The following is a 20,990-nucleotide window of genomic DNA, read 5'->3' as shown; positions in this document are numbered from 1 at the left end:
TCGCGCTGCTCTTGCGGCCGCGCTCAGCGCTTCAAGACGTCGACGCCGGGCAAGGGCTTGCCTTCCATCCATTCGAGGAAAGCGCCGCCGGCCGTCGAGACATAAGTGAAATCATCGCTGACGCCGGCATGATTGAGCGCCGCCACCGTGTCGCCTCCGCCAGCGACCGAGATCAGTCTGCCGGCCTTGGTGCGCGCTGCCGCGTGCCTGGCCGTCGCCACCGTTGCATGGTCGAACGGCTCGATCTCGAAGGCGCCGAGCGGCCCGTTCCAGACCAGCGTCGCGGCGCGGTCGATCCATTCGGCAATGGTTTTCACGGTCTTTGCGCCTACGTCGAGGATCATGCCGTCGGCCGGCACGTCTGCTATGGCGACGGTCTCGCTGGCGGCGCCGGCCTTGAACTCCCTGGCGACAACGCCGTCGGCGGGCAGGATGATGGCGCAGCCGGCCTCGGCCGCCTCGATCATGATCTGCTTGGCGGTGGTCGCGAGATCATGCTCGCACAAGGATTTCCCGACGTCGGTGCCGCGCGCCGCTAGAAACGTATTGGCCATGCCGCCGCCGATGACCAGCGCGTCGACCTTCTTCACCAGGTTCATCAACAGGTCGATCTTGGTCGAGACTTTGGCGCCGCCGACGATGGCGACAACCGGGCGGACGGGATTGCCAAGCCCCTTTTCCAGCGCATCGAGCTCGGCCTCCATGGTGCGGCCGGCGAACGCCGGCAGCACATGCGCCAGCCCTTCCGTCGACGAATGGGCACGGTGCGCAGCAGAGAAGGCGTCGTTGACGAAGATATCGCCGTTAGCGGCGAGCTTTTCGGTGAAGGCCGGGTCGTTCTTCTCCTCGCCCTTATTGAAGCGGGTGTTCTCGAGCAGCAGCACGTCGCCATTATTCATGGCAGCAACTGCATTTGCCGCCTTGTCACCGATGCAGTCGGCGGCAAAGCCAACCGGACGGCCGAGCACGTCCGCCGTCGCCTTGGCGATCGGCTCGAGCGAGAATTCCGGCGCAGGTCCATCCTTGGGCCGGCCGAAATGGGCAAGCAGGATGACCTTGGCTCCCTTGCCGGAGAGCTCGGCAATGGTCGGCGCAATGCGCTCGATGCGGGTGGCGTCGGTGACCTTGCCCTCGGTGACGGGAACGTTGAGGTCGACACGCACCAGCACACGCTTGCCGCTGATATTGCCGATGTCGTCCAGTGTCTTGAAGCCGGCCATGCTGATCCCTTTCACGAAAAATCGCGGGGACCTTACCCCGCATCGACGACGATGCAAGACCTGCCTAACGGTTCACCGAAAATATGATTCACGTATCGAGGACGAAGTGCCACGGGGAGCGAGATGGGCAGCAATGGCGCAAAACGCTCCGACATATGGCTTTACCGGTTGCGTACCACGATGCAGGCGCCGCCGACGCTTTGCAGCTTGTCGCAGATCGTGTCGGCCTTGGCTCTGTTATCGGCGCCGATCCGCACGGCATAGATGCCGCGCCTGCCGATCGGGGTACGGACCCGGCTGACCACCGGATCGTGGCCGGCAAGCATTGCCGGGAACCGGCTTTTCACTCTCAGCCACTGGTTGAGCGCCGCGGCGCGGCGAAAATTGCCGGCCACCTGCACGCCCCACGGCTTGATGTTGATCGACGACATCGGCACGGTTCTGGACATGATCACCGGCAGCTCGCGGCAAGCAGCAGCGAAACTCGCCTTCTTGTCGAGCGGCCGGATGACGCCGGCGTAGGCGGTATTGGTGAAGTTGTCGGCCGGCTCGCCCATGACGTCCAACACGTAGCTTTCGGTCTCCATCGGCAAGAAGCCGCCGGAATGCAGCCAGCGCGTCACCCGGCTCTCGCCGGCATTGTAGGCTGCGGCGGCGAGGCCGAGATTGCCGAAACCGGATTTCATTTCGGCGAGGTATTTTGCCGAGGCCGGGATCGCCTGTTCGATGTCGAAGGAATTGGCGAGCCCGCGCATCCTGGCGGTGCCCGGCATGAACTGGGCAATGCCTTCGGCGCCGACCGGGCTGACCGCATTGGGATCGAAACGGCTTTCCTTCCAGATCAACCGGGCAAAGAAATCCCTGGGCAGCCCGTTCCGGTCGGCATGGGCCTCGATCAGGTTGCAAACCTGGTCGATCAGCTTCTTTTTGGCGGGCCGTGGTGGATCGGCCTGAACGGCTGTCGCCCAGATCAGCCCGCAAATGAGAACCAGCGCCGCGCCCAGCAAACGCCGCATTCAACTACTCCGCCGCGGCTTTGTCGTGCTGCCCGAACCGCCGTTCGATATAGTCGGCGACCATCTTCTCGAAATCCGCGGCAATCGATGGGCCGCGCAGCGTCGCCGCCTTCTTGCCGTCGACGAACACCGGGGCGGTCGGTGTCTCACCGGTGCCGGGCAGCGAAATGCCGATATCGGCATGTTTGGATTCGCCCGGACCGTTGACGATGCAACCCATCACCGCGACCTTGAGGTTCTCGACGCCGGGATAGCGTTCGCGCCACACCGGCATGTTCTTGCGCAGGTCGGCCTGGATGTTCTGGGCAAGCTCCTGGAACACGGTCGAGGTCGTGCGGCCGCAGCCCGGGCAGGCGGCGACGATCGGCACGAACTGCCTGAAGCCCATGGTCTGCAACAGCTCCTGCGACACCTGCACTTCGCGTGTGCGGTCACCGTTCGGCTCCGGCGTCAGCGAGATACGGATGGTGTCGCCGATCCCTTGCTGGAGCAGGATGCCCATGGCCGCGGACGAGGCGACGATGCCTTTCGAGCCCATGCCGGCCTCTGTCAGGCCGAGGTGCAGCGCATGGTCGGATCGGGTGGCAAGCTCGGTGTAGACGGCGATCAGATCCTGCACGCCGCTGACCTTGGCCGACAGGATGATCTTCTCGCGCGCAAGGCCGATCTCTTCGGCCATTTCGGCCGACAGGATCGCCGATTGCACGATTGCCTCGCGCGTCACTTCCTGCGCGGTCAGCGGAAAGCCTTGGGCCTGGTTGTCATCCATCAGCCGGGTCAGCAGCTCCTGGTCGAGCGAACCCCAGTTGACGCCGATGCGCACCGGCTTGTCGTATCGGATCGCCATCTCGACGATTGCCGCGAACTGCCGGTCCTTCTTGTCCTTGAAACCGACATTGCCGGGGTTGATGCGGTACTTGGCCAAGGCCGCGGCGCAGGCCGGATGATCGGCCAGGAGCTTGTGGCCGATATAATGGAAATCGCCGACCAGCGGCACGTTGATGCCGAGCCGCTCCAGTCGCTCGCGGATGGCCGGCACAGCGGCAGCGCTTTCGTCGCGGTCGACCGTTATGCGCACGATCTCGGAGCCGGCGCGATGCAGCGCCGCCACTTGCGCGACCGTCTGGTCGACATCGGCCGTGTCGGTGTTGGTCATCGACTGGACGACGACTGGGGCGCCGCCGCCGACAATCACGCCGCCGACATCGACACCGACCGACCTGCGGCGTGGGAAGGGTGAGGAAAAATATCCGGTCATGCCGGCTACCTTTAATCTTGAAGGTCCGGGCATGAGGTGGAGGAGCAAAGATGGCTTGTCAATGGCAACTGGCGCGCAGGCCCAGCAAATCGGAAACAACAAGACGGCAGCTTGCCGCAAATCCATGAGCGTTTCCGGCAGCATAGAGACATGCCACCGGAAAGATCGCGCTCCGGGCGGCGCTTCTAGTCCTGGAAGGGTTTCAGTGGGTCGTCGGTTTCGCCTTCAGTTTTTCAATCTCGTCCTTGAGCGCCAGCTTGCGCCGCTTGAGATTCACGATTTCGAGGTCGTCTACCGATGGATGGGTCATCGCATCATCGATTTCGCGTTCGATGTCGCCGTGTTTCCGCTGCAGCTCATCAAGATGGGATGCAAGAGACATGATTGGTTCTCCCTTTCATGGTTTCCTCGGATTGCAGCCGTCATGGCACGTCCACCGCAGGCTCGCTTCTATGACGGCATAATGACAGTGTGCCACCATCGCGCACCGATGTCGAATGCTGCGTGGTAGCATTCCACGCCAATATGAAATGTGATATGGGCTGCGCGCCGGGGCAAGAAGCCCCGGTCCCGCCCAATCAGGCCCATAGTTTGGGCGCCGCAGACGTGCAGACGGTAAAAATGTCCGATCAGGAACAGGCAGATATCCGCCTCGAATATTCCCGGCTGAAGCAGGAACACGCCGATTTCGACGCGGCCATCAATGCGATGATCGCCATGAATTGCGACCCGCTGCAGATCCAGCGCATGAAGAAAAAGAAGCTTTTCCTGAAGGACAGGCTGATGGCGCTGGAAGACAAGATCATTCCAGACATTATTGCTTGAACGAACGCCATTGTTTGAACGAACGCCGGCGGGGCCTGCTGGAAAAGCGGTTATGCCGCGATCGAAAGCCGTGCGGCGCGCTCGCGCAACAACGCTATCAGGTTGTCGGTCTTTTCGGTCGAGGTATCGATCGGAACCACCAGGCACATCGTCGCCTCGACCCTGCCCGGCGCTGAAAAGACCGGCGCGGCCAGGCATTTCGTGTAGGCATCGACAAGGCCGGAGGTGACGCAGTAGCCGGCCGACTTGGCGACGGCGATGTCGTCTATGAAATCGTCGAGTTGCAATCTGCGGCCGTCCGGCAGCACGAGATCGTCCTCGGAGACCATATCCTCAATCGCTGCCCTGTCGAAGCCGGCGAGGAGCAGTCGCCCGGAAGCTGTCCAGGGGAGCGGTATTTGCAGACCGGTCGCCGAGCTGATCCGGAATGGCCTCGTTCCCGGGGTTGAATGGACGATGGTGTAGCGGCCGCTTTGCAGCATGCACAACTCCGAGGTCTCGCCGGTCTCGCGTGACAGATGATCGACTTCCTGGCGTCCTCGCCTGAGCAGGTCGTTGCCCCGCACATAGTCCATTCCGTAGAGATAGAGCTTCTTTCCGAAATAGACCCGATTGCCGTCTCCGGCCATCTCCAGCAGGCCTGCGTCGACCAGCGAGCGCACAAGCGTATAAGTCGTCGAACGCGGCGCGTTTACCCCCTTGGCAAGGTCGCCGATGCCGATCGCACGCTGGGTCGTGTGGAGAAACTCCAGAATCTGGAGGACCCGGTTGAGGCCCTTCTCCCGAGAAACCGAGTTCTTGTCTTCGTCCAGACCGGCGTCCGGTCGAGCGGCCAAGGCATTACCTTCTTGCATTATCGATTCCTGATGTTAATCTGTCTTGTACAGAGTACAGGCGTCCCTTGTAAGGGACAATGGCGTCAGTTGCAACCGATGCCTGTATTGCTGCTCCAAAGGGGAACACAACACGAAAGGAGGTCGCCGTGAACGACACATCCAAAAGGCGTGAATTTCTGAAACTGGGAATGGCCGGGCTTGCAACGGCCGGAGTGATGAGCGCCGCTACCGCGGTCGACGTTCAGAAAGCGGCGGCCCAGGCAGCGCCGGACAGCCTGCTGCGCACCGTCCTCGAGCGCGGCAAGGTGATCGTCGGGACCGGCAGCACCAACGCGCCCTGGCATTTCGAGAACGACGCCGGCGAACTGGTAGGCATGGACATCACCATGGGTCGCATCCTCGCCAAGGGGCTTTTCGACGATCCGACCAAGGTCGAATTTGTCATGCAGGATCCGGCTCAGCGCATTCCGAACGTGACCACCAACAAGGTCGACATCACCATCCAGTTCATGACCATGACCGCCCAGCGCTCGCAGCTGATCCACTTCTCCCGACCCTACTACGTCGAAGGCATCGCCTTGCTGACCCTTCCGAACGCCGAAAACAAGACCTTCGACAAGCTGCTTGCCGGCGGTTCGGCGACGCGGATTTCCATCCTGCAAAATGTCGATGCCGAGGCTAACGTGCATATCGTCCTGCCGGAGTCGCAGGTGATGCAGATAGACACGCAGGCCAACGTGCTGCAGGCCTTGGAATCGAAGCGCGTCGACGCCGCCGCGGTCGATCTGTCAACGGTACGCTGGCTCGCCTCGCGCAATCCGGATAAGTACTTCGATGCCGGCAAGAGCTGGTTCTCGATGCTTTATGGTGCCGCGCTGCGGCAGGGCGACCTCGACTGGCTGACCTTCGTCAACCAGACCTTCACCATCGCCATGTTCGGCCATGAAACGGCCCTCTACGACGCTGCGTTCAAGGATTATTTCGGACAGGAGCCGCCGGCGCGCCATCCCGGTTTCCCGGTCATCTGATGCAAGCAGGCGGAAGGACAACGTCCTTCCGCCTTCTCTCATCACAGCCCTCCATGACGAGGACGCATGGGTTATACTCTCAACTTCAACCTTATCTGGCGGCATTTCGACAAGCTCTGGGGCGGACTGCTGCTAAGCCTCGAACTGGCCGTCATCTCGATCGCGATCGGCATCGTCATCGGACTCGTTCTGGCGGTCTGGTACGTGTCGGCCGGGCGTGCGGTGCGGACCATCATCGCGGGGTATGTCGAGTTCATCCGCAACGTGCCGCTGATCCTGCTCGTCTATCTGGTCTTCTACGGCTTGCCGACGGTGGTCGACATTACCTACAGCGCGCAAACCTCATTCATTGCCACGCTGTCGCTCTACAGCGGCGCCTACCTGGTCGAGGTGTTTCGCTCGGGGCTCGAGGCGGTGCCGCGCGGTCAGCTCGACGCCGGCAAGGCAATCGGCCTGACGCCATGGCAAAGGCTGCTCGATGTGCGCCTGCCGACGATGCTGCGCATAACCCTGCCGGCGCTTTCCAATACATTCATATCGCTCTTCAAGGATACGTCCGTGGCGTCGGTCATCTCGGTACCCGAACTCACCTATGGCGCCCAGTGGATCAACTTCAACACGTTCCGCATTGTCGAAGTCTATCTGGTGGTGACGGCAATGTACCTGTTGACGGGCTACACGCTGCTTTTCGCGCTGCGGCTCGTCGAGCGCCGGTTCAAGGCGGCGCGCTGACATGCTGAGCCAGATCATCTACGCCTTGCCGTTCCTCGCCGAAGGCTTTGCCGTAACCTTGTGGGTGTCGCTGCTGGTCGTGGTGTTATCGCTCATCGCCGGCGTGTTGATGGGCGTCGGCCTTGTCTATGGTCCTTTTCCGCTACGCTGGGCAGTGCGCATCTTCAGCGACACCATACGCGGCATTCCGATCCTGGTGCTGATCTTCTTCGTCTATTACGGCCTGCCCGCGGTAGGGCTGCATCTGGAATCCTTTTGGGCGGCCGTGTTCGCCCTCACCCTCTTCAAGACCGCACAAGTCGTCGAGTATCTCAGGGGCGCCGTCGGCTCGATTCCCAAGGGTCAGTCCGAGGCGGCGATGGCGATCGGACTGACCTTTCGCCAGCGGCTGGTCTACGTCATTTTTCCGCAGGCGTTCAGGCGCTTCCTGCCACCCTGGATCAATGGCGTCACCGACGCGGTGAAGGGCAGCGCGCTGGTCTCGCTGCTCGGCATCACCGACCTCATGCAGGCAATCAACCAGGTCATCGGCCGCACCTATGAGGCGATGCCACTCTACATTCTCGGTGCGCTCGTCTACTTCGCCGTCAACTACGCCCTCTCCTTGGCCAGCCGGCGCCTGGAGCGGCGTTTCTCCTTCATCCGGGAATAGCACGATGTCCAACGCCTCGCACCAGAATCCGGCACTTCTCGATGTCACCGAGGTTTCCAAAGCCTTTGGATCCGTCGAGGTCCTGCGCTCCGTCAGCCTGCAAGTGACGCGCGGCGAGGTCGTGACTATCATCGGCCCCTCCGGCAGCGGCAAGACCACGCTACTGCGCTGCGTCAACTTCCTGGAGAGCTACGACAGCGGCTCGATCCGTATCGACGGCAAAGAAGTCGGCTATCGCGAGACGGGAACGCGCCAGCGACGCAGCGAGCGCGACCTGGCGGCGATGCGAGCCGAGACCGGAATGGTGTTCCAGAGCTTCAATCTGTTTCCGCATTTGACTGCGGCCGGCAACATCATGCTTGGCCTGCGCAAGGTGCGCGGCAAGAGCAATGCCGAGGCCCGCACCATTGCCGAGCACTGGCTCGGCCGCGTAGGCCTCGCCCACAAAGCCGACAGTCTGCCGGCCGAGCTTTCCGGCGGCCAGCAGCAGCGCGTCGGCATCGCCCGCGCCGTGGCGATGGAGCCGAAGATATTGCTTCTCGACGAGATAACCTCGGCGCTCGACCCCGAACTGGTTGGCGAGGTGCTCGAGGTCGTGCGCAGCCTCGCCGAAGACGGCATGACGATGCTGATGGTCACGCATGAAATGGCTTTTGCGCGCGACGCATCGAGCCGCATCGTTTTCATGGCGGATGGCGGCGTCAGTGCCGTCGGACCACCCGCCGAGATTCTGGCGGCGGGGTTCGACAATGAACGCCTTCGCAGTTTCCTGGCGCGGTTTCGCGCCTCGCATTTTTGACATCGGACGGCGAAAGCTGTCGCAAGGAGCTTTTATGACGCCTTACATCCGGCTCGCGGAATTGGGCCTGACACTGCCCGAGCCGCCGAAGCCCATCGCCAACTTCGTCACCTATGCCGAGAGCGGACGGCTGATCTTCCTCTCCGGCCAGGGGCCGTTGCGCGCCGATGGCGCGCTCTGCACCGGCAAGGTCGGAGAGGATGTCAGCGTTGAAGAGGCCTACGGGCATGCGCGTCTGACCGGCCTGAACCTACTCGCCGTCATGCATGCGGCGGCCGGCGACCTCGGCCGCATCGTGCGCGTCGTCAAGCTGCTTGGCTTTGTCAATGCGACGCCGACATTCAGCGAGCACCCCAAGGTGGTGAACGGCTGTTCCGATCTTTTCGCGGCCGTCTTTGATACGCTTGGCGGACATGCCCGTTCCGCGATCGGTGTCGGCTCGCTGCCGGGCAACATCACAGTTGAAATCGAGGCGGTCGTCGAGATCGCCGCCTGAAATCTTAAACAGGATCTACAGAGATGACGACCTATGCCGCTGACCGTTCCAACACGACAATCCGCGAACGGCTTGGCCTTCGCCCGATCATCAATGTTTCCGGTACGATGACGGCGCTCGGCGCTTCGATCATCGTGCCAGAAGCGATTGCCGCAATGTCGGAAATCGCCTCGCAATGGGTCGAGATGGACGATCTGCAGCGCGCCGCAAGTACTGTGATTGCACGCCTCACCGGCGGCGAGGCCGGCTTCATCACCGCATGCTGCGCCAGCGGCATAACAATGGCGATTGCCGGCGCGATGACCGGGACCAGCCTTCTTGCGATCGAGCGGCTGCCGGACGACACCGAGGGCCTCAAATCGGAGGTCATCGTTCAGCTTGGTCACATCGTCAATTACGGCGCGCCGATCGACCAGTCGATCCGGCTTGCCGGAGCCAAGGCAGTGCCTGCCGGCACGGTCAGCGTCACCCAGGATTATCATGTTGCCGAGGCGATCCGGGACCGGACTGCGGCAGCCCTCTACGTCGTTGCGCACCACACCGTGCAATACGGCATGCTCTCGCTTGAGGAGTTCTGCGAGATTTGCCACGCCAAGGGCGTGCCGGTGATCGTCGACGCCGCCTCGGAATACGATTTGCGTGGCTTTCTGGCGCGCGGCGCCGACATTGTTGTCTACAGCGGGCACAAATTTCTCTCAGGGCCGACAAGCGGCATCGTTGCCGGCCGCAAGGATCTGGTACGGGCCGCCTATCTCCAGAACCGCGGCGTTGCGCGCGCCATGAAGGTCGGCAAGGAGAGCATTGCCGGCACCATGGCGGCCCTGGAAGCCTGGGAGCGGCGCGACCATGCCGGCATTCGCCAGCGGGAAGAAGCCGCACTGCATCTGTGGCAAGCCGCATTGCAGGGCCTGCCTGGCATCGAGGCACGTATCATTCCAGATCCGACCGGAAATCCTCTCGACCGCCTGCAGGTGTTCGTTGCGCCGGAAAGCCGCTTCACCGCCGCCGGCCTCGCCTCGGCGCTTGCGGCGGGTTCACCGCCCGTGATCGTGCGCAACCACGAGGTCGAGCGCGGTCACTTCTTCCTTGATCCGTGCAATCTCCATCCCGGCGAGGCGGAGATCGTTGCCGAACGCCTGCGGGCGGTGTTGAGTGCTGCCGATCGGCCGGCGGATGCGATGAAACCCGCTCGCAAGCAGTCCGCCGGAGCGCTGCGCTGGCCGGACTAGACATCGCCAGAGCGTGGTCGAGCCAGTGCCTTCCAGCACCGGCTTCGCATCGGGCCAGTGCGCCATCACGGCAGTGTGAATGAACTTTTAGTCTTCGGGCGGAATAAACCACCCCGCCCATTGGTCTCCCAAACAGACGCCATTTCCGGCGTGCAGGAGACCGGTATGATCCACCACCACGACAATGAAGCTGACGGCATCAGCCGCCGTCATGCACTGGAATGCATGATCTGGGCCGGCACGGGAGTGCTGTGGACAATTTCGGCCGGCGTGCCGGTCTCGCTCAGCCTGCTCGGTGCGTCGCAAGCCGCCGAGGCCTTGGCCACCGGCTTCACTTTCCTCCAGATCTCCGACAGCCACATCGGCTTCGACAAGGCTGCCAACCCGCACGCCATCGACACGCTGAAAGAGGCGATCGGCAAGATCCAGGCGTTGCCGCAAAAGCCCGCTTTCATGATCCACACCGGCGACATCACCCATTTGTCGAAAGTCGCGCAGTTCGACAACGCTGCCCAGATCATCGGCGGCGCAGGCTTCGACGTGCATTATGTGCCCGGTGAGCACGACCTGATCGATGACGGCAATGGCCAGGCCTATCTCGACCGCTACGGCAAGGGCACCAAGGGCGCCGGCTGGTATTCGTTTGACCAGAACGGCGTCCATTTCATCGGGCTGGTCAACGTCGTCAACCTGAAGGCTGGCGGGCTGGGCAATCTCGGCGCCGACCAGTTGGCATGGTTGGCCGATGATCTGAAGGCGGTCACCGCCTCGACGCCAATCGTCGTCTTTGCCCACATCCCGCTATGGGCTGTTTATCCCGAATGGGGCTGGGGCACCGACGACGCGGCGCAGGCCTTGGCCCTGCTCAAGCGCTTCGGCTCTGTCACCGTACTCAACGGCCATATCCACCAGATCATGCAGAAGGTCGAAGGCAACGTTACCTTTCATACCGCGCGCTCGACCGCTTTCCCGCAACCGGCGCCGGGCACCGCAGCCTCACCCGGGCCGATGACGGTACCTGCCGGCCAGTTGCGCAGCCTGCTCGGCACAAGCAGCGTGACAGTCACGCAAGGCGGGCAGGACCTCGCCATCATCGACAGCACGCTGGCCTGAGGGGAAATGCGATGATCCGCTTCCCATCCCGCGTCTTGGTCGTATCCCCTGTCACGTTCGGTTTGGCGGCGATCCTGACAATGGTTGCCATGCCACTGAACGCAGCAGACCAGCCAATGGTCAAGATCGAGAACTTTGCCTTCACACCGGCGGTGCTGACGGTAAAGCAGGGCACTACCGTGACCTTCGAGAATGACGACGACATCCCGCATCTGGTGGTCGCCAACGATGCCTCGTTTCGCTCCAAGGCGCTTGACACCGGTGACACATATGCCTTCACCTTCACCAAAGTGGGCGACTATGCCTATTTCTGCGGGCTTCACCCGCACATGCAGGGCAGGATCACCGTCGCTCCGTGAGGATTTTCGGAAGGTTCTGCCCGGGATGCCGGGCGATGCGACGGTGTTGAACCAAGAGGCCGCGACCGAGCGCTTTCGCGAGGTGGTTCTGCCCCATCTCGCCGATGCGCTTGCGCTTGCCCGTTGGCTGACCGGCAACGCCGCCGACGCGGAGGATGTGGTGCAGGAGGCCTGTTTGAAGGCGCATGCGGGCATCGCCGGCTATGCCGGCGGCAATGCGCGCGCCTGGCTGCTGGCGATCGTGCGCAACGCCTCTTACTCCTGGCTGGCGCGCAACCGGCCGCGCAGTATCGTCGCCGTCGGCGACCTGAGCGACCTCGATGACATGACGGCTGCATATGGCGCCGGCCTGCCGGATACGGATAGTCCTGAGGCAAGCCTGATCGCCAAGGCCGACACGGCCGCACTCGAGGCGGCGATCGCCGCGCTGCCGCACCAATTTCGCGAGACTGTGGTGCTGCGCGACATCAACGGCCTCAGCTATCGCGAGATCGCGACGCTGCTTGGCGTGCCGCTAGGCACGGTGATGTCGCGGCTGGCGAGGGCGCGCGGTCTGCTGATATCCCAACTTGGGAGGGCGCCATGAGCGCGCACAACGATGGACTGCCCGATGACCCGGCGGGCGTGGAGCTGATGATCCATGCCTTGGTCGATGGCGAGCTCGACGCAGCAGCAGCATTGGCTGTCGAGCGACGCATTGCCGCCGATCCGGCGCTCGCCGCCGAGCATGCCCGCATCGTGGCGCTGCAGTCCGCTGTCGGCAGGCTGGCGCTGCCACAGGTCAGCGACGCCCTCAATGCGCGCATCGCGGCGATCGGCGCGACTGGCGAGGCACAGGCTCGGCCGGCGCCGACGCGGCCGCCGCAAACCGTGCCAACCCACATGCGGCCAACCCAAACGCGGCCGGGCCGCTTCGGCGCGTTCGACTGGCGCGCAATGGCGGCATCGATCCTCGTCACCGCCGTGCTGGCCAGCGGCGCGACGCAATGGATGATGCTGAGCAGGGCGCCCGACAGCTTTGCCGCCGCGGTCGCCAGCGGCCACCGCCGCAGCCTGCTGGCCGCCAGCCCGGTGGACGTCGTCTCGTCGGACAGGCATACGGTCAAACCCTGGCTCGATGGCAGGGTCGGTCTGTCGCCGCCGGCACCTGACCTTGCCAATGACGGCTTCGCATTGCTCGGCGGCCGGGTCGAGGTGATCGCCGACCAGCCGGTGCCGGCACTGGTCTACCGCCATCGCGAGCACCTGATCACCCTCGTCGCCGCGCCACAGCAAACCGGCTCGACAACCGCGCCGGTCGATCTTTCTGCCGGTGGCTTCTCGCTGGTGCACTGGAGCGACGGCGCCTTTTCCTATTGGGCGATTTCCGATACGGAACGGCCCGAACTTGACGACTTCGTCAACCGCTTCCGAGCAGCGGCCGCCCGATGACAGACCGCCCCTGTCCATGTGCATAGCCACGGAGATGGCCCAAGCGGCTTTGCCGTTTCCGGCCATCCTTGCGGCTCCCCTCGATTTCAGCTAATGCGCGCTTTTGCCGCCGGAGAGCAGAAGCTTGGACGATCACCGCGCCGACGTCGCCATCATCATGGGCAGCCAGTCCGACTGGGCGACGATGCGCCACGCCGCCGAAACGCTTGAGGCGCTTGGAATTCCGCACAAGCGCCTGATCGTCTCGGCCCACCGCACGCCCGACCGGCTCTATGACTTCGCCAAGGGCGCCAAGGCGGCCGGCTACAAGGTGATCATCGCCGGTGCCGGTGGTGCGGCGCATCTGCCCGGCATGACGGCGGCGATGACGCCGCTGCCGGTGTTCGGCGTGCCGGTGGAATCGAAGACGCTGTCGGGCCAGGACTCGCTGCTATCAATCGTGCAGATGCCGGCCGGCATTCCGGTCGGCACTTTGGCCATCGGCAAGGCCGGCGCTGCCAATGCTGCCCTTCTGGCCGCCGCGGTGTTGGCGCTGAGCGACGAAAAGCTCGCCGCCCGGCTGGATAGCTGGCGCGCCGCGCAGACCGCCAAGGTGGCCGCCGAGCCCACGGACGCGCCGTGAGCCTGCCGGCGGGATCGAGCATCGGCATCATCGGCGGCGGCCAGCTTGGCCGCATGCTGGCGATGGCCGCGGCCCGCCTCGGCTACCGCATCGTCGTGCTGGAGCCGCAGCCGGATTGCCCGGCGGCACAGGTCGCCAACCGGCAGATCGTCGCCGCCTATGACAACGCGGCCGCGCTTAGCGAGCTGGCTGCGGCCAGTGCCGTCGTTACTTATGAATTCGAGAACGTACCGGTCGCGGCCGCCGCGGCACTTGCCTCTACGGTGCCGGTCTATCCGCCGGCACGCGCACTGGAAGTAGCGCAGGACCGGCTGGCGGAAAAGAAATTCCTCAACGGCATTGGCATACCGACCGCGGATTTCAGCCCCGTCGACAATGACGAGGAACTGACGGCTGCGCTGAAACAGTTCAACGGCAGCGGCATATTGAAGACGCGCCGCATGGGCTATGACGGCAAGGGCCAGCGTGTCTTCCGCAACATGGAAACAGGCGGCTTTGCCGGCACTTGCGAGGCGATGGGCAACGTGCCGTTGATCCTGGAATCCTTCGTCACCTTCGAGCGCGAGATTTCGGTGATCGCCGCCCGCGGCAGCGACGGCTCGCTCGCCGCCTACGATCCGGCCTGGAATGTCCATCGCAACGGTATTCTGCACAGCTCGACGCTGCCGGCCGGGGTGAAGTCCGAGACGGCGGCTGCGGCTCAAGCGGCGGCGGCCGAGATACTCGCGGCGCTCGACTATGTCGGTGTCATCGGCGTCGAATTCTTTGTCCTTGCCGACGGTTCGCTGCTGGCCAACGAGATCGCGCCGCGCGTCCATAATTCCGGCCACTGGACGGAGGCCGCCTGCACCATCTCGCAATTCGAACAGCATATTCGAGCCGTCGCCGGCCTGCCGCTGGGAAGTCCCGCCCGGCAGTTCGACTGCGTCATGGAAAACCTGATCGGCGACGATGTCAGGCGCGTTCCTGATCTGCTCGCCGAGCCCGATCTGATGCTGCACCTCTATGGCAAGGCCGAGGCGCGGCCCGGCCGCAAGATGGGCCATTTTACGCGCGTGAGCCGCCGCAGCTAGAGCATGATCCCGAACCGAAGGTCCGCGCTAGCGAAAAGTGGAATCCGGTTTTCGGAAAAGATCATGCTCAAACACAAAGTTAGAACCTACGCTTACTGGATTTCGCCGCTCTCGTCCTCGTCGGGGCTGGCGCAGCTCACATCGCCTTCCGCGCAGGTCGAATCGGCGGTGAGCTGTTTGGTGCGATCGTCGGTCAGCCGCGTCAGGCATTCCGATATCAGCATCGGATAGATCGAGCCGCCTTCGCTGTCCGCGGCGGAATAGCTGCATTCCGCGTCGCGAAAAGCGATCCAGGCGCGCTGCGCCGTCTGCAACAGCTTCCTGGCTTTTGCGTCACTTCCGCCGATGAGATCCTGGTAGGCCTTGTTGAGCTTGGCGTCGGCGGATTTGTAGTCCGCGTCGGCGCAGATGTTCATCATCTGCTGGCTGTCGTCGTTGCGGTCGCATTCCTGCGCATAGGCAACAGAACCTGCCGCGAGGACGACAAGACAGGCGGACACAAGAATTCGGCGCATGACGATCTCCAATTCGCAACCGCATCATTCCAGCCGTCTCAACCCTGCGCAACGCCGCAAGACGCCAGTGGCGGATATTTGATGATACGAAACGGTCCGTATCGTTTAGGCAACGCGCTTGCGGTTGACACGGGCAACGCTCCTCGTCTATGAGCCACGCACAGTTCAAAGGCGCGTCTGTGGGCGCGCCTTAATAATTCGGCCCGTGACCGGGCCCAGACCGACGGGCAAGACCATGAAAATCAAGAATTCGCTCAAGGCGTTGAAGGCGCGTCACCGCGACAACCAGCTGGTTCGTCGCAAGGGCCGCATCTACATCATCAACAAGACCGCGCCGCGCTACAAGGCGCGCCAGGGTTGAGTTTTCGACGGAGGCTGCGCGCCTCCGTTCGCATGATACGCCTCTCACGCTAAATTCAGTTTGACGATCCGGCGTCGGGGGCTAGATTCCCGCGATGCGGATTCTTTTTGCATTTTTCACGGCTTTCCTCGTTTCCGGCGCTGTCTCGCTGCCGGCGTGGGCTGAAGATCCGACCACAACTCCGCCGGCAGCACCTCCGGTCGTCAAGACGAAACAGGCGCGGCTCGATCAGCTGTTTGCCGATCTCAAGCGCGAACGCAATGAAAAGGCCGCCGAGCGCATCGCCGGACGGATCGGCAGCGAGTGGTCCCAGTCGGGCAGCGCCTCTATCGACCTGATGATGCAATGGTCGCAGAAGGCGATCGAAACCCAGAAATTCGATGTTGCACTCGATTTCCTCGATCAGGTGGTGACTTTGCAGCCGACCTATGCGGAAGGCTGGAACCGGCGCGCCACTGTTCATTTCATGATGAAGAACTACGGGAAGTCGATGGCGGACATCGACCGCACTCTGCAGCTCGAACCACGCCATTTCGGCGCGCTTTCGGGCGTGGCTCAGATCATGGCCGAAACCGGCCACAAGCAGTCGGCACTTGAGGCCTGGCAGCGCGTGCTCGCCATCTACCCAATGATGCGCAGCGCCCAGGACCAGGTCGCCGCACTTTCCGAGGAGCTTGCCGGCGAAGGCATTTGAGACCAGTAAGGGAATAGGGGAATAGGGGAGTAATGCAGTATGTGAGTGGTGTAGATTGCACTGTGGAACGCATGCCCCTACTCCCCTACTCCCCTACTCCCCTACTCCCCTACTCCCCTACTCCCCTACTCCCCTACTCCCCTACTCCCCTATAGGCCCGATCTATGCCGTTTGCTTCCGTGACGAGTTTCTCTACAAGGGCGGCGGCCGGCATCTCCCGCAGCTTCGCGACGCCCTGCCCGGCCCAAATAGGCAAGAAGTCAGCCCGCTTGCTTTCATCCTTTGCCATCGAAAGCGGCATGACCAGACTCGCCTGCAGCGGAAACGCCAACGCTGCATCTTCCTCACCAGCCATTTCCATCACAAACCGGTTGCGCACCACGCGCGCTGGGCGGCCAGTGAAGCAGCGAGTCACCGACGTGCTCTCGTCGTTGGCCGAGCGCAATGCTTCGCGATAGACTGGCTGCACATTGGCTTCAGGACAGGCCAGGAAAGCCGTGCCGATCTGCACACCAGATGCACCAAGTGCAAAGCTGGCAGCAATGCCGCGACCGTCGAAGATACCGCCAGCGGCAATTACAGGCACCCGCACGGCATCAACAATCTGCGGTACGAGTGCCACAGTGCCGGCTGTGCCGATAGCAGGGTCGCCAGTGAATGTGCCGCGATGCCCACCCGCCTCGTATCCCTGGGCGATAATGGCGTCCACCCCTCCTGCCTCAAGCTGGCGCGCTTCCGAGACGGTGGTGGCCGAACATAAGACAGTACAGCCGGCCGTCTTCAACTGCTGCACAATTGCGGTGTCGGGTAGACCGAAGTGGAAGCTGACCACCTTGGGGCGCAGCTCGAGCACAATTTCGAGACGCTCACGATCGAAGGTGGGGAAGGGCTCGCCCGGCTCGGGCACCGGTCCGAGGCCGACCTCCTCATAGCAGCCGCGAAGGCGGTCTCGCATACTTTGGGCTGCCGCATCATCGTGTATCGGCGCCGGGTGCGCAAAGAAGTTGACGTTGATCGGACGATTGGTGGCGTGCTGTGTCGCCGTGAGCTGCTCGCGGATAGCCGCCGCAGGCAGAATGCCGCATCCGAGCGAGCCAAGCGCCCCGGCATTGCTGACTGCCGCCGCCAGTTCCGGCGTGGTGATGCCGCTCATCGGCGCCTGGATTATCGGGTGCTCTATGCCGAGGAGTTCCAGAAGATCAGTGCGCATCCACATTGGATCACCCTCCTCTTTCTCCCAGGAGAGATTACCTTAACTGACTTCCAGCTCAAGTCGGATAGGGCATTCGAACCGCTTCACGGCCGGCCACAGGCTGATGCAAGCTGGCGGAATTCGGCGTCTATCCTAACCCGACTGCCGTCGATGCGCCCGGCTGGCGCCGTGTTTACGACGCGCGATGCAGCCGGCCTATCCGGCAGCCGCGGCCGACATTAGCGGCCGACTTCCGATCCGACATAGGCGATGCGCAACATGTTGGTCGAGCCCGGCGTCCTCAGCGGCACGCCGGCCGTGATGATGACGCGGTCGCCCGGCTTGCCGAAACCTTCATCGAAGGCGATGCGGCAGGCGCGGTCGACCATGTCGTCGAGGTCGATGGCGTCGGGGGAAACGACGCAATGCGTGCCCCACAACAGCGACAGCCGCCGCGCCGTGTTGAGGATCGGCGACAGCGCCACGATCGGCACTTGCGGCCGCTCGCGCGCGGCGCGCAAGCCGGTCGTGCCGGACGCGGTATAGGTGATGATCGCTGACAGCTTCAGCGTCTCGGCTATTTCGCGGGCGGCGAGCGAGATCGCGTCGGCGCCGGTCGCTTCCGGTTCCGAGCGCTGCGCGTTGATGATGCCGGCATAGGTCGGGTCGGTTTCGACCTTGGTGGCGATCCGGTTCATCATCGCCACCGCTTCGACCGGGTAGGCGCCGGCGGCGGACTCCGCCGAAAGCATGATCGCGTCGGCGCCTTCAAACACGGCGATCGAGACGTCCGAGACTTCGGCGCGGGTCGGCACCGGCGCGGTGATCATCGATTCCAGCATCTGCGTGGCAACTACCACAGGCTTGCCGGCGCGGCGGGCGGCGCGGGTGATCTGCTTCTGAATGCCAGGCACGGCTTCGAGAGGCATCTCGACGCCGAGATCGCCGCGGGCGACCATCAGCGCATCCGAAAGCTCGATGATCTCGGCCAGCCGGGCGACGGCCTGCGGCTTTTCGATCTTGGCCATGATCAGTGCCCGGCCGCGTGCGATCTTGCGCGCCTCGGCCAGGTCCTCGGGCCGCTGCACGAAGGACAGCGCCACCCAGTCGACGCCGGTCGCCAGAACCGCGTCGAGATCCCGGCGGTCCTTTTCCGTCAGCGCGCCGACCGGCAGGTCGGTGTCGGGCAGGCTGACGCCCTTCTTGTCGGAAATGGTGGTGCCGGCGACGACGGTGCAGACGATCGCCTTGCCGTTGCTGCTGACCGCCTTGAGCTCGAGCTTGCCGTCGTCGATCAGCAGGCGATGACCAGCCTCGACCGAACGCAGGATTTCGGGATGCGGCAGGTAGACCCTCGTCGAATTGCCGGGCTCGGGATTGTCGTCGAGCGTGAAGGTCTGACCGACGGTCAGCACCTCTTTGCCGTTGGCGAACTTGCCGACGCGCAGCTTTGGCCCTTGCAGGTCGGCGAGAACGCCGATCGGCCGGCCGACCGCCTCCTCGACGGCACGAATGCGGCCGACAAGCGTACGCATCAATTCATGGTCGGTGTGGCTCATATTGATGCGGAACACGTCGGCGCCGGCTTCGAACAGCTTCTTCAGCATCTCCTCGGACGAGGAGGCCGGACCGATGGTGGCGAGGATCTTGACCTTGCGGCTGCGTCTCATTGACTGTTTGTTCCCGGGGCGGCTGGAGCGCCATCCGTTGCGGGCTCGTCAGTCAGCTGGACCATCCAGCTTGCCTGCTCGCCCGTGTCATATTCCTGGAATCCGGCGCGCTGAAAGCCCCGGGCGACGCAATCGGTAACGCCGGCGATCTTGAACTCTTTTTCGGCCACGCACATGTTGATCGGGCCATCCCAGCGTCCGCCGCGCTCGGCGTCTTCTGCATAAAGATAGTAAAACCTTGATGACAACGGTCCCTCGATCAGCGTCTTGCAGCTCGATCCTTCGATGTGCCACCAGCCTTCGGTGATCCAGCCGGCCTTGGCGCGATAGCCGATGCCGACACCGACCAGGTTCTGCGTGGCGTTGCAGACCCGGAAATCGGCCCGTGCCGGCGAGGCCGAAATCACCGCGAAAAGGCCCATGGCCGGTATCAGGAGCGGCATGGCCAAGGCGTGGCGCACACGCAGCCTGCCGGCGAAACCCATCCTGAAACCCCTCAAGAACCACATTTGCATCTCTCAACGCCCCTTTTCGGAAAAGTCCGTACGCATGTCAACGCGCCGATCTGTCCAATTCCAATCGATTTAGAAGGCTCTGGCGCGCTTGCGGTCGCCCCTGCTCAGTTTTTTGGCAGAAACCGTGGCCAAACAACGGCATTGCGCAAGCGTTCTCTTCGTGGAATGACGATACCACCCTCCCCGAAAGCCAGCGAACAGACCTTTCCCGCCAATGACCCGATCCACAGTTTTCGCGCCTTTCGATATAGTCGAAGGCGATCGCAAGCGCGGCATGGTGCTTCTGGCCGATCACGCCCGCCGCGACCTGCCGGAGGAGTATGGCAGTCTCGGCCTGCCGGCGGCGGAGTTCGACCGCCACATCGCCTACGACATCGGCGTCGAGACTGTAACCCGCGAACTCGCAAGTCTGCTCGGCGTTCCGGCGGTGCTTGCCAATTTTTCGCGACTGCTGATCGACCCCAATCGCGGCGAGGACGATCCAACACTGATTCGGCAGCTCTATGACGGAACCGTCATCCCGGGAAATTACCCCATCGCGCCGGAGGAGCGCGAAAGGCGGCTGGACCGCTTTTACCGCCCCTATCATGATGCCGTCGGCGCCATGATCGCCTCTGTGGCGCGAGCATCCGCGCAGGCACCCTTCATCTTTTCGGTGCATTCCTTCACACCGACCATGCAGGGATTCGTGCGGCCGTGGCACGTCGGCATATTGTGGGACCTGGACGACCGCGTTGCGCGGCCGCTGATCGACATGCTCGCCGAGGACAAGAGCCTCATCGTCGGCGACAACGAACCCTATGACGGCGCACTGCGCGGCGATACCATGTTCAGGCACGCCATCGTCAACGGCTTTGCCCATGCGCTGCTCGAGGTCCGCCAGGACCTGATCGCCGACCGCAAGGGTGCCCTCGCCTGGGCCGAACGGCTGGCGCTGATCGTTGACGCGATAGATCGACGTGCCGATATACATGCGGTGAAAATATTCGGCTCTCGCACCGGGCCGGTATGATGAGGCCCAAGGGAGGCCAACATGACATGACCGAACTCAGCGACGAACAAAAGCGCGATTTCGAAGCCGCTGCCTTCCGCCGGCTGGTCGCGCATCTGCGCGAGCGTTCCGACGTACAGAACATCGACTTGATGAACCTCGCCGGCTTCTGCCGCAACTGCCTGTCCAACTGGTACCGCGATGCGGCGCAAGCCGAAGGTGTCGAACTCAGCAAGGACCGGTCGCGCGAGATCATCTACGGCATGCCCTATGCCGAGTGGCAGGCACGGAACCAGATCGAGGCCTCCGACGCCAAGAAGGCCGAGTTCGAGGCAAGACGCCCTAGGGATCACTAGGGGGACG

26 protein-coding genes are annotated in these 20,990 nt (G+C 63.1%); 17 read left to right on the top strand and 9 right to left on the bottom strand.

Annotation, left to right across the window (positions count from 1 at the left end; translation table 11 throughout):
- Positions 1-23: 23 nt before the first annotated feature.
- The 4 genes from NKH16_RS26260 to NKH16_RS26245 all read right to left on the bottom strand — a co-directional run bounded on the left by NKH16_RS26260 (position 24) and on the right by NKH16_RS26245 (position 3,876).
- Positions 24-1,220, bottom strand: coding sequence for a phosphoglycerate kinase (locus NKH16_RS26260; RefSeq protein WP_352746021.1), 1,197 nt, complete (start codon positions 1,218-1,220; stop codon positions 24-26).
- 161 nt (positions 1,221-1,381) lie between these two features.
- Entirely contained in the window at positions 1,382-2,236 is an 855-nt protein-coding gene (locus NKH16_RS26255) for a lytic transglycosylase domain-containing protein (protein ID WP_352746007.1), read from the bottom strand.
- A gap of 4 nt (positions 2,237-2,240) precedes the next feature.
- Positions 2,241-3,494: a flavodoxin-dependent (E)-4-hydroxy-3-methylbut-2-enyl-diphosphate synthase gene (gene ispG / locus NKH16_RS26250; RefSeq protein ID WP_352683417.1), complete on the bottom strand. Its 1,254-nt coding sequence runs from the start codon at positions 3,492-3,494 to the stop codon at positions 2,241-2,243.
- A 202-nt stretch (positions 3,495-3,696) separates the two neighbouring features.
- Positions 3,697-3,876, bottom strand: a complete 180-nt coding sequence (locus NKH16_RS26245; protein WP_023678481.1) for a YdcH family protein — start codon at positions 3,874-3,876, stop codon at positions 3,697-3,699.
- 239 nt (positions 3,877-4,115) lie between these two features.
- Between NKH16_RS26245 and NKH16_RS26240 the strand changes: the two genes are divergently transcribed.
- The gene (locus NKH16_RS26240; RefSeq protein ID WP_023678480.1) at positions 4,116-4,319 is read left to right on the top strand and encodes a YdcH family protein; all 204 of its coding nucleotides are present in this window, start codon (positions 4,116-4,118) and stop codon (positions 4,317-4,319) included.
- A 50-nt stretch (positions 4,320-4,369) separates the two neighbouring features.
- Here the strand turns inward: NKH16_RS26240 and NKH16_RS26235 are convergent, their stop codons facing one another.
- Positions 4,370-5,173 carry an IclR family transcriptional regulator gene (locus NKH16_RS26235; protein WP_352747644.1) on the bottom strand — a complete coding sequence of 268 codons (804 nt, stop codon included), beginning with the start codon at positions 5,171-5,173 and terminating at the stop codon, positions 4,370-4,372.
- A 128-nt stretch (positions 5,174-5,301) separates the two neighbouring features.
- Between NKH16_RS26235 and NKH16_RS26230 the strand changes: the two genes are divergently transcribed.
- The 12 genes from NKH16_RS26230 (at position 5,302) to NKH16_RS26175 (ending at position 14,689) form a co-directional block, all read left to right on the top strand.
- Complete coding sequence (locus NKH16_RS26230; RefSeq protein ID WP_031212143.1) at positions 5,302-6,183, top strand: transporter substrate-binding protein; 882 nt, start codon at positions 5,302-5,304, stop codon at positions 6,181-6,183.
- Positions 6,184-6,249: 66 nt separating this feature from the next.
- Positions 6,250-6,915, top strand: a complete 666-nt coding sequence (locus NKH16_RS26225) for an amino acid ABC transporter permease (RefSeq protein ID WP_352746000.1) — start codon at positions 6,250-6,252, stop codon at positions 6,913-6,915.
- Position 6,916: 1 nt separating this feature from the next.
- Positions 6,917-7,567 (top strand): amino acid ABC transporter permease, encoded by a 651-nt coding sequence (locus tag NKH16_RS26220; protein WP_023678476.1) that lies wholly within the window; start codon positions 6,917-6,919, stop codon positions 7,565-7,567.
- A gap of 4 nt (positions 7,568-7,571) precedes the next feature.
- On the top strand, positions 7,572-8,366 hold the full coding sequence (locus NKH16_RS26215; RefSeq protein ID WP_023678475.1) for an amino acid ABC transporter ATP-binding protein: 795 nt from the start codon (positions 7,572-7,574) through the stop codon (positions 8,364-8,366).
- A 34-nt stretch (positions 8,367-8,400) separates the two neighbouring features.
- Positions 8,401-8,862: a RidA family protein gene (locus tag NKH16_RS26210; protein WP_023678474.1), complete on the top strand. Its 462-nt coding sequence runs from the start codon at positions 8,401-8,403 to the stop codon at positions 8,860-8,862.
- A gap of 23 nt (positions 8,863-8,885) precedes the next feature.
- Entirely contained in the window at positions 8,886-10,091 is a 1,206-nt protein-coding gene (locus NKH16_RS26205) for an aminotransferase class V-fold PLP-dependent enzyme (protein WP_352747646.1), read from the top strand.
- Between the two features lie 165 nt (positions 10,092-10,256).
- The gene (locus tag NKH16_RS26200; protein WP_502895005.1) at positions 10,257-11,204 is read left to right on the top strand and encodes a metallophosphoesterase family protein; all 948 of its coding nucleotides are present in this window, start codon (positions 10,257-10,259) and stop codon (positions 11,202-11,204) included.
- Positions 11,205-11,215: 11 nt separating this feature from the next.
- Positions 11,216-11,563 carry a cupredoxin domain-containing protein gene (locus NKH16_RS26195; protein ID WP_352747649.1) on the top strand — a complete coding sequence of 116 codons (348 nt, stop codon included), beginning with the start codon at positions 11,216-11,218 and terminating at the stop codon, positions 11,561-11,563.
- A gap of 25 nt (positions 11,564-11,588) precedes the next feature.
- Positions 11,589-12,149, top strand: coding sequence for a sigma-70 family RNA polymerase sigma factor (locus tag NKH16_RS26190; RefSeq protein ID WP_352817726.1), 561 nt, complete (start codon positions 11,589-11,591; stop codon positions 12,147-12,149).
- The gene (locus tag NKH16_RS26185) at positions 12,146-12,994 is read left to right on the top strand and encodes an anti-sigma factor family protein (protein ID WP_352747652.1); all 849 of its coding nucleotides are present in this window, start codon (positions 12,146-12,148) and stop codon (positions 12,992-12,994) included. Before NKH16_RS26190 ends, NKH16_RS26185 begins: the two co-directional genes overlap by 4 nt.
- Before the next feature lie 124 nt (positions 12,995-13,118).
- On the top strand, positions 13,119-13,616 hold the full coding sequence (gene purE / locus NKH16_RS26180) for a 5-(carboxyamino)imidazole ribonucleotide mutase (protein WP_023678468.1): 498 nt from the start codon (positions 13,119-13,121) through the stop codon (positions 13,614-13,616).
- Positions 13,613-14,689 (top strand): 5-(carboxyamino)imidazole ribonucleotide synthase, encoded by a 1,077-nt coding sequence (locus NKH16_RS26175; RefSeq protein ID WP_352902555.1) that lies wholly within the window; start codon positions 13,613-13,615, stop codon positions 14,687-14,689. The genes purE and NKH16_RS26175 overlap by 4 nt, the downstream gene beginning before the upstream one ends.
- A 92-nt stretch (positions 14,690-14,781) precedes the next feature.
- Here NKH16_RS26175 and NKH16_RS26170 read toward each other — a convergent pair whose 3' ends face one another.
- Positions 14,782-15,204: a lysozyme inhibitor LprI family protein gene (locus NKH16_RS26170; protein WP_352454859.1), complete on the bottom strand. Its 423-nt coding sequence runs from the start codon at positions 15,202-15,204 to the stop codon at positions 14,782-14,784.
- Positions 15,205-15,439: 235 nt separating this feature from the next.
- Between NKH16_RS26170 and ykgO the strand changes: the two genes are divergently transcribed.
- Together ykgO and NKH16_RS26160 are read left to right on the top strand one after the other, a co-directional pair.
- The gene (gene ykgO, locus NKH16_RS26165; RefSeq protein WP_006203764.1) at positions 15,440-15,565 is read left to right on the top strand and encodes a type B 50S ribosomal protein L36; all 126 of its coding nucleotides are present in this window, start codon (positions 15,440-15,442) and stop codon (positions 15,563-15,565) included.
- Positions 15,566-15,659: 94 nt separating this feature from the next.
- Positions 15,660-16,259 (top strand): tetratricopeptide repeat protein, encoded by a 600-nt coding sequence (locus tag NKH16_RS26160; RefSeq protein WP_352747657.1) that lies wholly within the window; start codon positions 15,660-15,662, stop codon positions 16,257-16,259.
- Between the two features lie 133 nt (positions 16,260-16,392).
- Here NKH16_RS26160 and NKH16_RS26155 read toward each other — a convergent pair whose 3' ends face one another.
- From NKH16_RS26155 to NKH16_RS26145, 3 genes are all read right to left on the bottom strand, one after another.
- Positions 16,393-17,475, bottom strand: coding sequence for an NAD(P)H-dependent flavin oxidoreductase (locus NKH16_RS26155; RefSeq protein ID WP_352747660.1), 1,083 nt, complete (start codon positions 17,473-17,475; stop codon positions 16,393-16,395).
- Positions 17,476-17,690: 215 nt separating this feature from the next.
- Positions 17,691-19,121: a pyruvate kinase gene (gene pyk, locus NKH16_RS26150; protein WP_352452495.1), complete on the bottom strand. Its 1,431-nt coding sequence runs from the start codon at positions 19,119-19,121 to the stop codon at positions 17,691-17,693.
- Positions 19,118-19,564, bottom strand: coding sequence for a DUF1036 domain-containing protein (locus tag NKH16_RS26145; RefSeq protein ID WP_473505739.1), 447 nt, complete (start codon positions 19,562-19,564; stop codon positions 19,118-19,120). The genes pyk and NKH16_RS26145 overlap by 4 nt, the downstream gene beginning before the upstream one ends.
- Positions 19,565-19,850: 286 nt before the next feature.
- Between NKH16_RS26145 and NKH16_RS26140 the strand changes: the two genes are divergently transcribed.
- Together NKH16_RS26140 and NKH16_RS26135 are read left to right on the top strand one after the other, a co-directional pair.
- Entirely contained in the window at positions 19,851-20,648 is a 798-nt protein-coding gene (locus NKH16_RS26140; protein ID WP_352747663.1) for an N-formylglutamate amidohydrolase, read from the top strand.
- Positions 20,649-20,674: 26 nt separating this feature from the next.
- A complete protein-coding gene (locus NKH16_RS26135) occupies positions 20,675-20,983 on the top strand; it encodes a DUF1244 domain-containing protein (protein ID WP_352747666.1) in 309 nt (102 codons plus the stop codon).
- Positions 20,984-20,990: the final 7 nt, after the last annotated feature.

The sequence above is a fragment of the Mesorhizobium sp. M1307 genome (assembly GCF_040318155.1).
Taxonomy (GTDB): Bacteria; Pseudomonadota; Alphaproteobacteria; order Rhizobiales; family Rhizobiaceae; genus Mesorhizobium.
The sequence above is the reverse complement of the archived record's forward strand: the minus strand, read 5'-3'. Positions and strand labels throughout refer to the sequence as shown.

Bases quoted from the DNA above. Each gene is read 5' to 3' on its own strand.
- NKH16_RS26240 (WP_023678480.1), top strand. From the start codon at position 4,116: ATGTCCGATCAGGAACAGGCAGATATCCGCCTCGAATATTCCCGGCTG.
- NKH16_RS26140 (WP_352747663.1), top strand. From the start codon at position 19,851: ATGACCCGATCCACAGTTTTCGCGCCTTTCGATATAGTCGAAGGCGAT.
- NKH16_RS26260 (WP_352746021.1), bottom strand. From the start codon at position 1,220: ATGGCCGGCTTCAAGACACTGGACGACATCGGCAATATCAGCGGCAAG.
- ispG (WP_352683417.1), bottom strand. From the start codon at position 3,494: ATGACCGGATATTTTTCCTCACCCTTCCCACGCCGCAGGTCGGTCGGT.
- NKH16_RS26200 (WP_502895005.1), top strand. From the start codon at position 10,257: ATGATCCACCACCACGACAATGAAGCTGACGGCATCAGCCGCCGTCAT.
- NKH16_RS26195 (WP_352747649.1), top strand. From the start codon at position 11,216: ATGATCCGCTTCCCATCCCGCGTCTTGGTCGTATCCCCTGTCACGTTC.
- NKH16_RS26225 (WP_352746000.1), top strand. From the start codon at position 6,250: ATGGGTTATACTCTCAACTTCAACCTTATCTGGCGGCATTTCGACAAG.
- NKH16_RS26155 (WP_352747660.1), bottom strand. From the start codon at position 17,475: ATGTGGATGCGCACTGATCTTCTGGAACTCCTCGGCATAGAGCACCCG.
- NKH16_RS26190 (WP_352817726.1), top strand. From the start codon at position 11,589: ATGCCGGGCGATGCGACGGTGTTGAACCAAGAGGCCGCGACCGAGCGC.
- NKH16_RS26185 (WP_352747652.1), top strand. From the start codon at position 12,146: ATGAGCGCGCACAACGATGGACTGCCCGATGACCCGGCGGGCGTGGAG.
- NKH16_RS26170 (WP_352454859.1), bottom strand. From the start codon at position 15,204: ATGCGCCGAATTCTTGTGTCCGCCTGTCTTGTCGTCCTCGCGGCAGGT.
- NKH16_RS26255 (WP_352746007.1), bottom strand. From the start codon at position 2,236: ATGCGGCGTTTGCTGGGCGCGGCGCTGGTTCTCATTTGCGGGCTGATC.
- NKH16_RS26220 (WP_023678476.1), top strand. From the start codon at position 6,917: ATGCTGAGCCAGATCATCTACGCCTTGCCGTTCCTCGCCGAAGGCTTT.
- NKH16_RS26210 (WP_023678474.1), top strand. From the start codon at position 8,401: ATGACGCCTTACATCCGGCTCGCGGAATTGGGCCTGACACTGCCCGAG.
- NKH16_RS26160 (WP_352747657.1), top strand. From the start codon at position 15,660: ATGCGGATTCTTTTTGCATTTTTCACGGCTTTCCTCGTTTCCGGCGCT.
- NKH16_RS26235 (WP_352747644.1), bottom strand. From the start codon at position 5,173: ATGCAAGAAGGTAATGCCTTGGCCGCTCGACCGGACGCCGGTCTGGAC.
- NKH16_RS26245 (WP_023678481.1), bottom strand. From the start codon at position 3,876: ATGTCTCTTGCATCCCATCTTGATGAGCTGCAGCGGAAACACGGCGAC.
- pyk (WP_352452495.1), bottom strand. From the start codon at position 19,121: ATGAGACGCAGCCGCAAGGTCAAGATCCTCGCCACCATCGGTCCGGCC.
- NKH16_RS26135 (WP_352747666.1), top strand. From the start codon at position 20,675: ATGACCGAACTCAGCGACGAACAAAAGCGCGATTTCGAAGCCGCTGCC.
- ykgO (WP_006203764.1), top strand. From the start codon at position 15,440: ATGAAAATCAAGAATTCGCTCAAGGCGTTGAAGGCGCGTCACCGCGAC.
- NKH16_RS26215 (WP_023678475.1), top strand. From the start codon at position 7,572: ATGTCCAACGCCTCGCACCAGAATCCGGCACTTCTCGATGTCACCGAG.
- NKH16_RS26145 (WP_473505739.1), bottom strand. From the start codon at position 19,564: ATGCCGCTCCTGATACCGGCCATGGGCCTTTTCGCGGTGATTTCGGCC.
- NKH16_RS26205 (WP_352747646.1), top strand. From the start codon at position 8,886: ATGACGACCTATGCCGCTGACCGTTCCAACACGACAATCCGCGAACGG.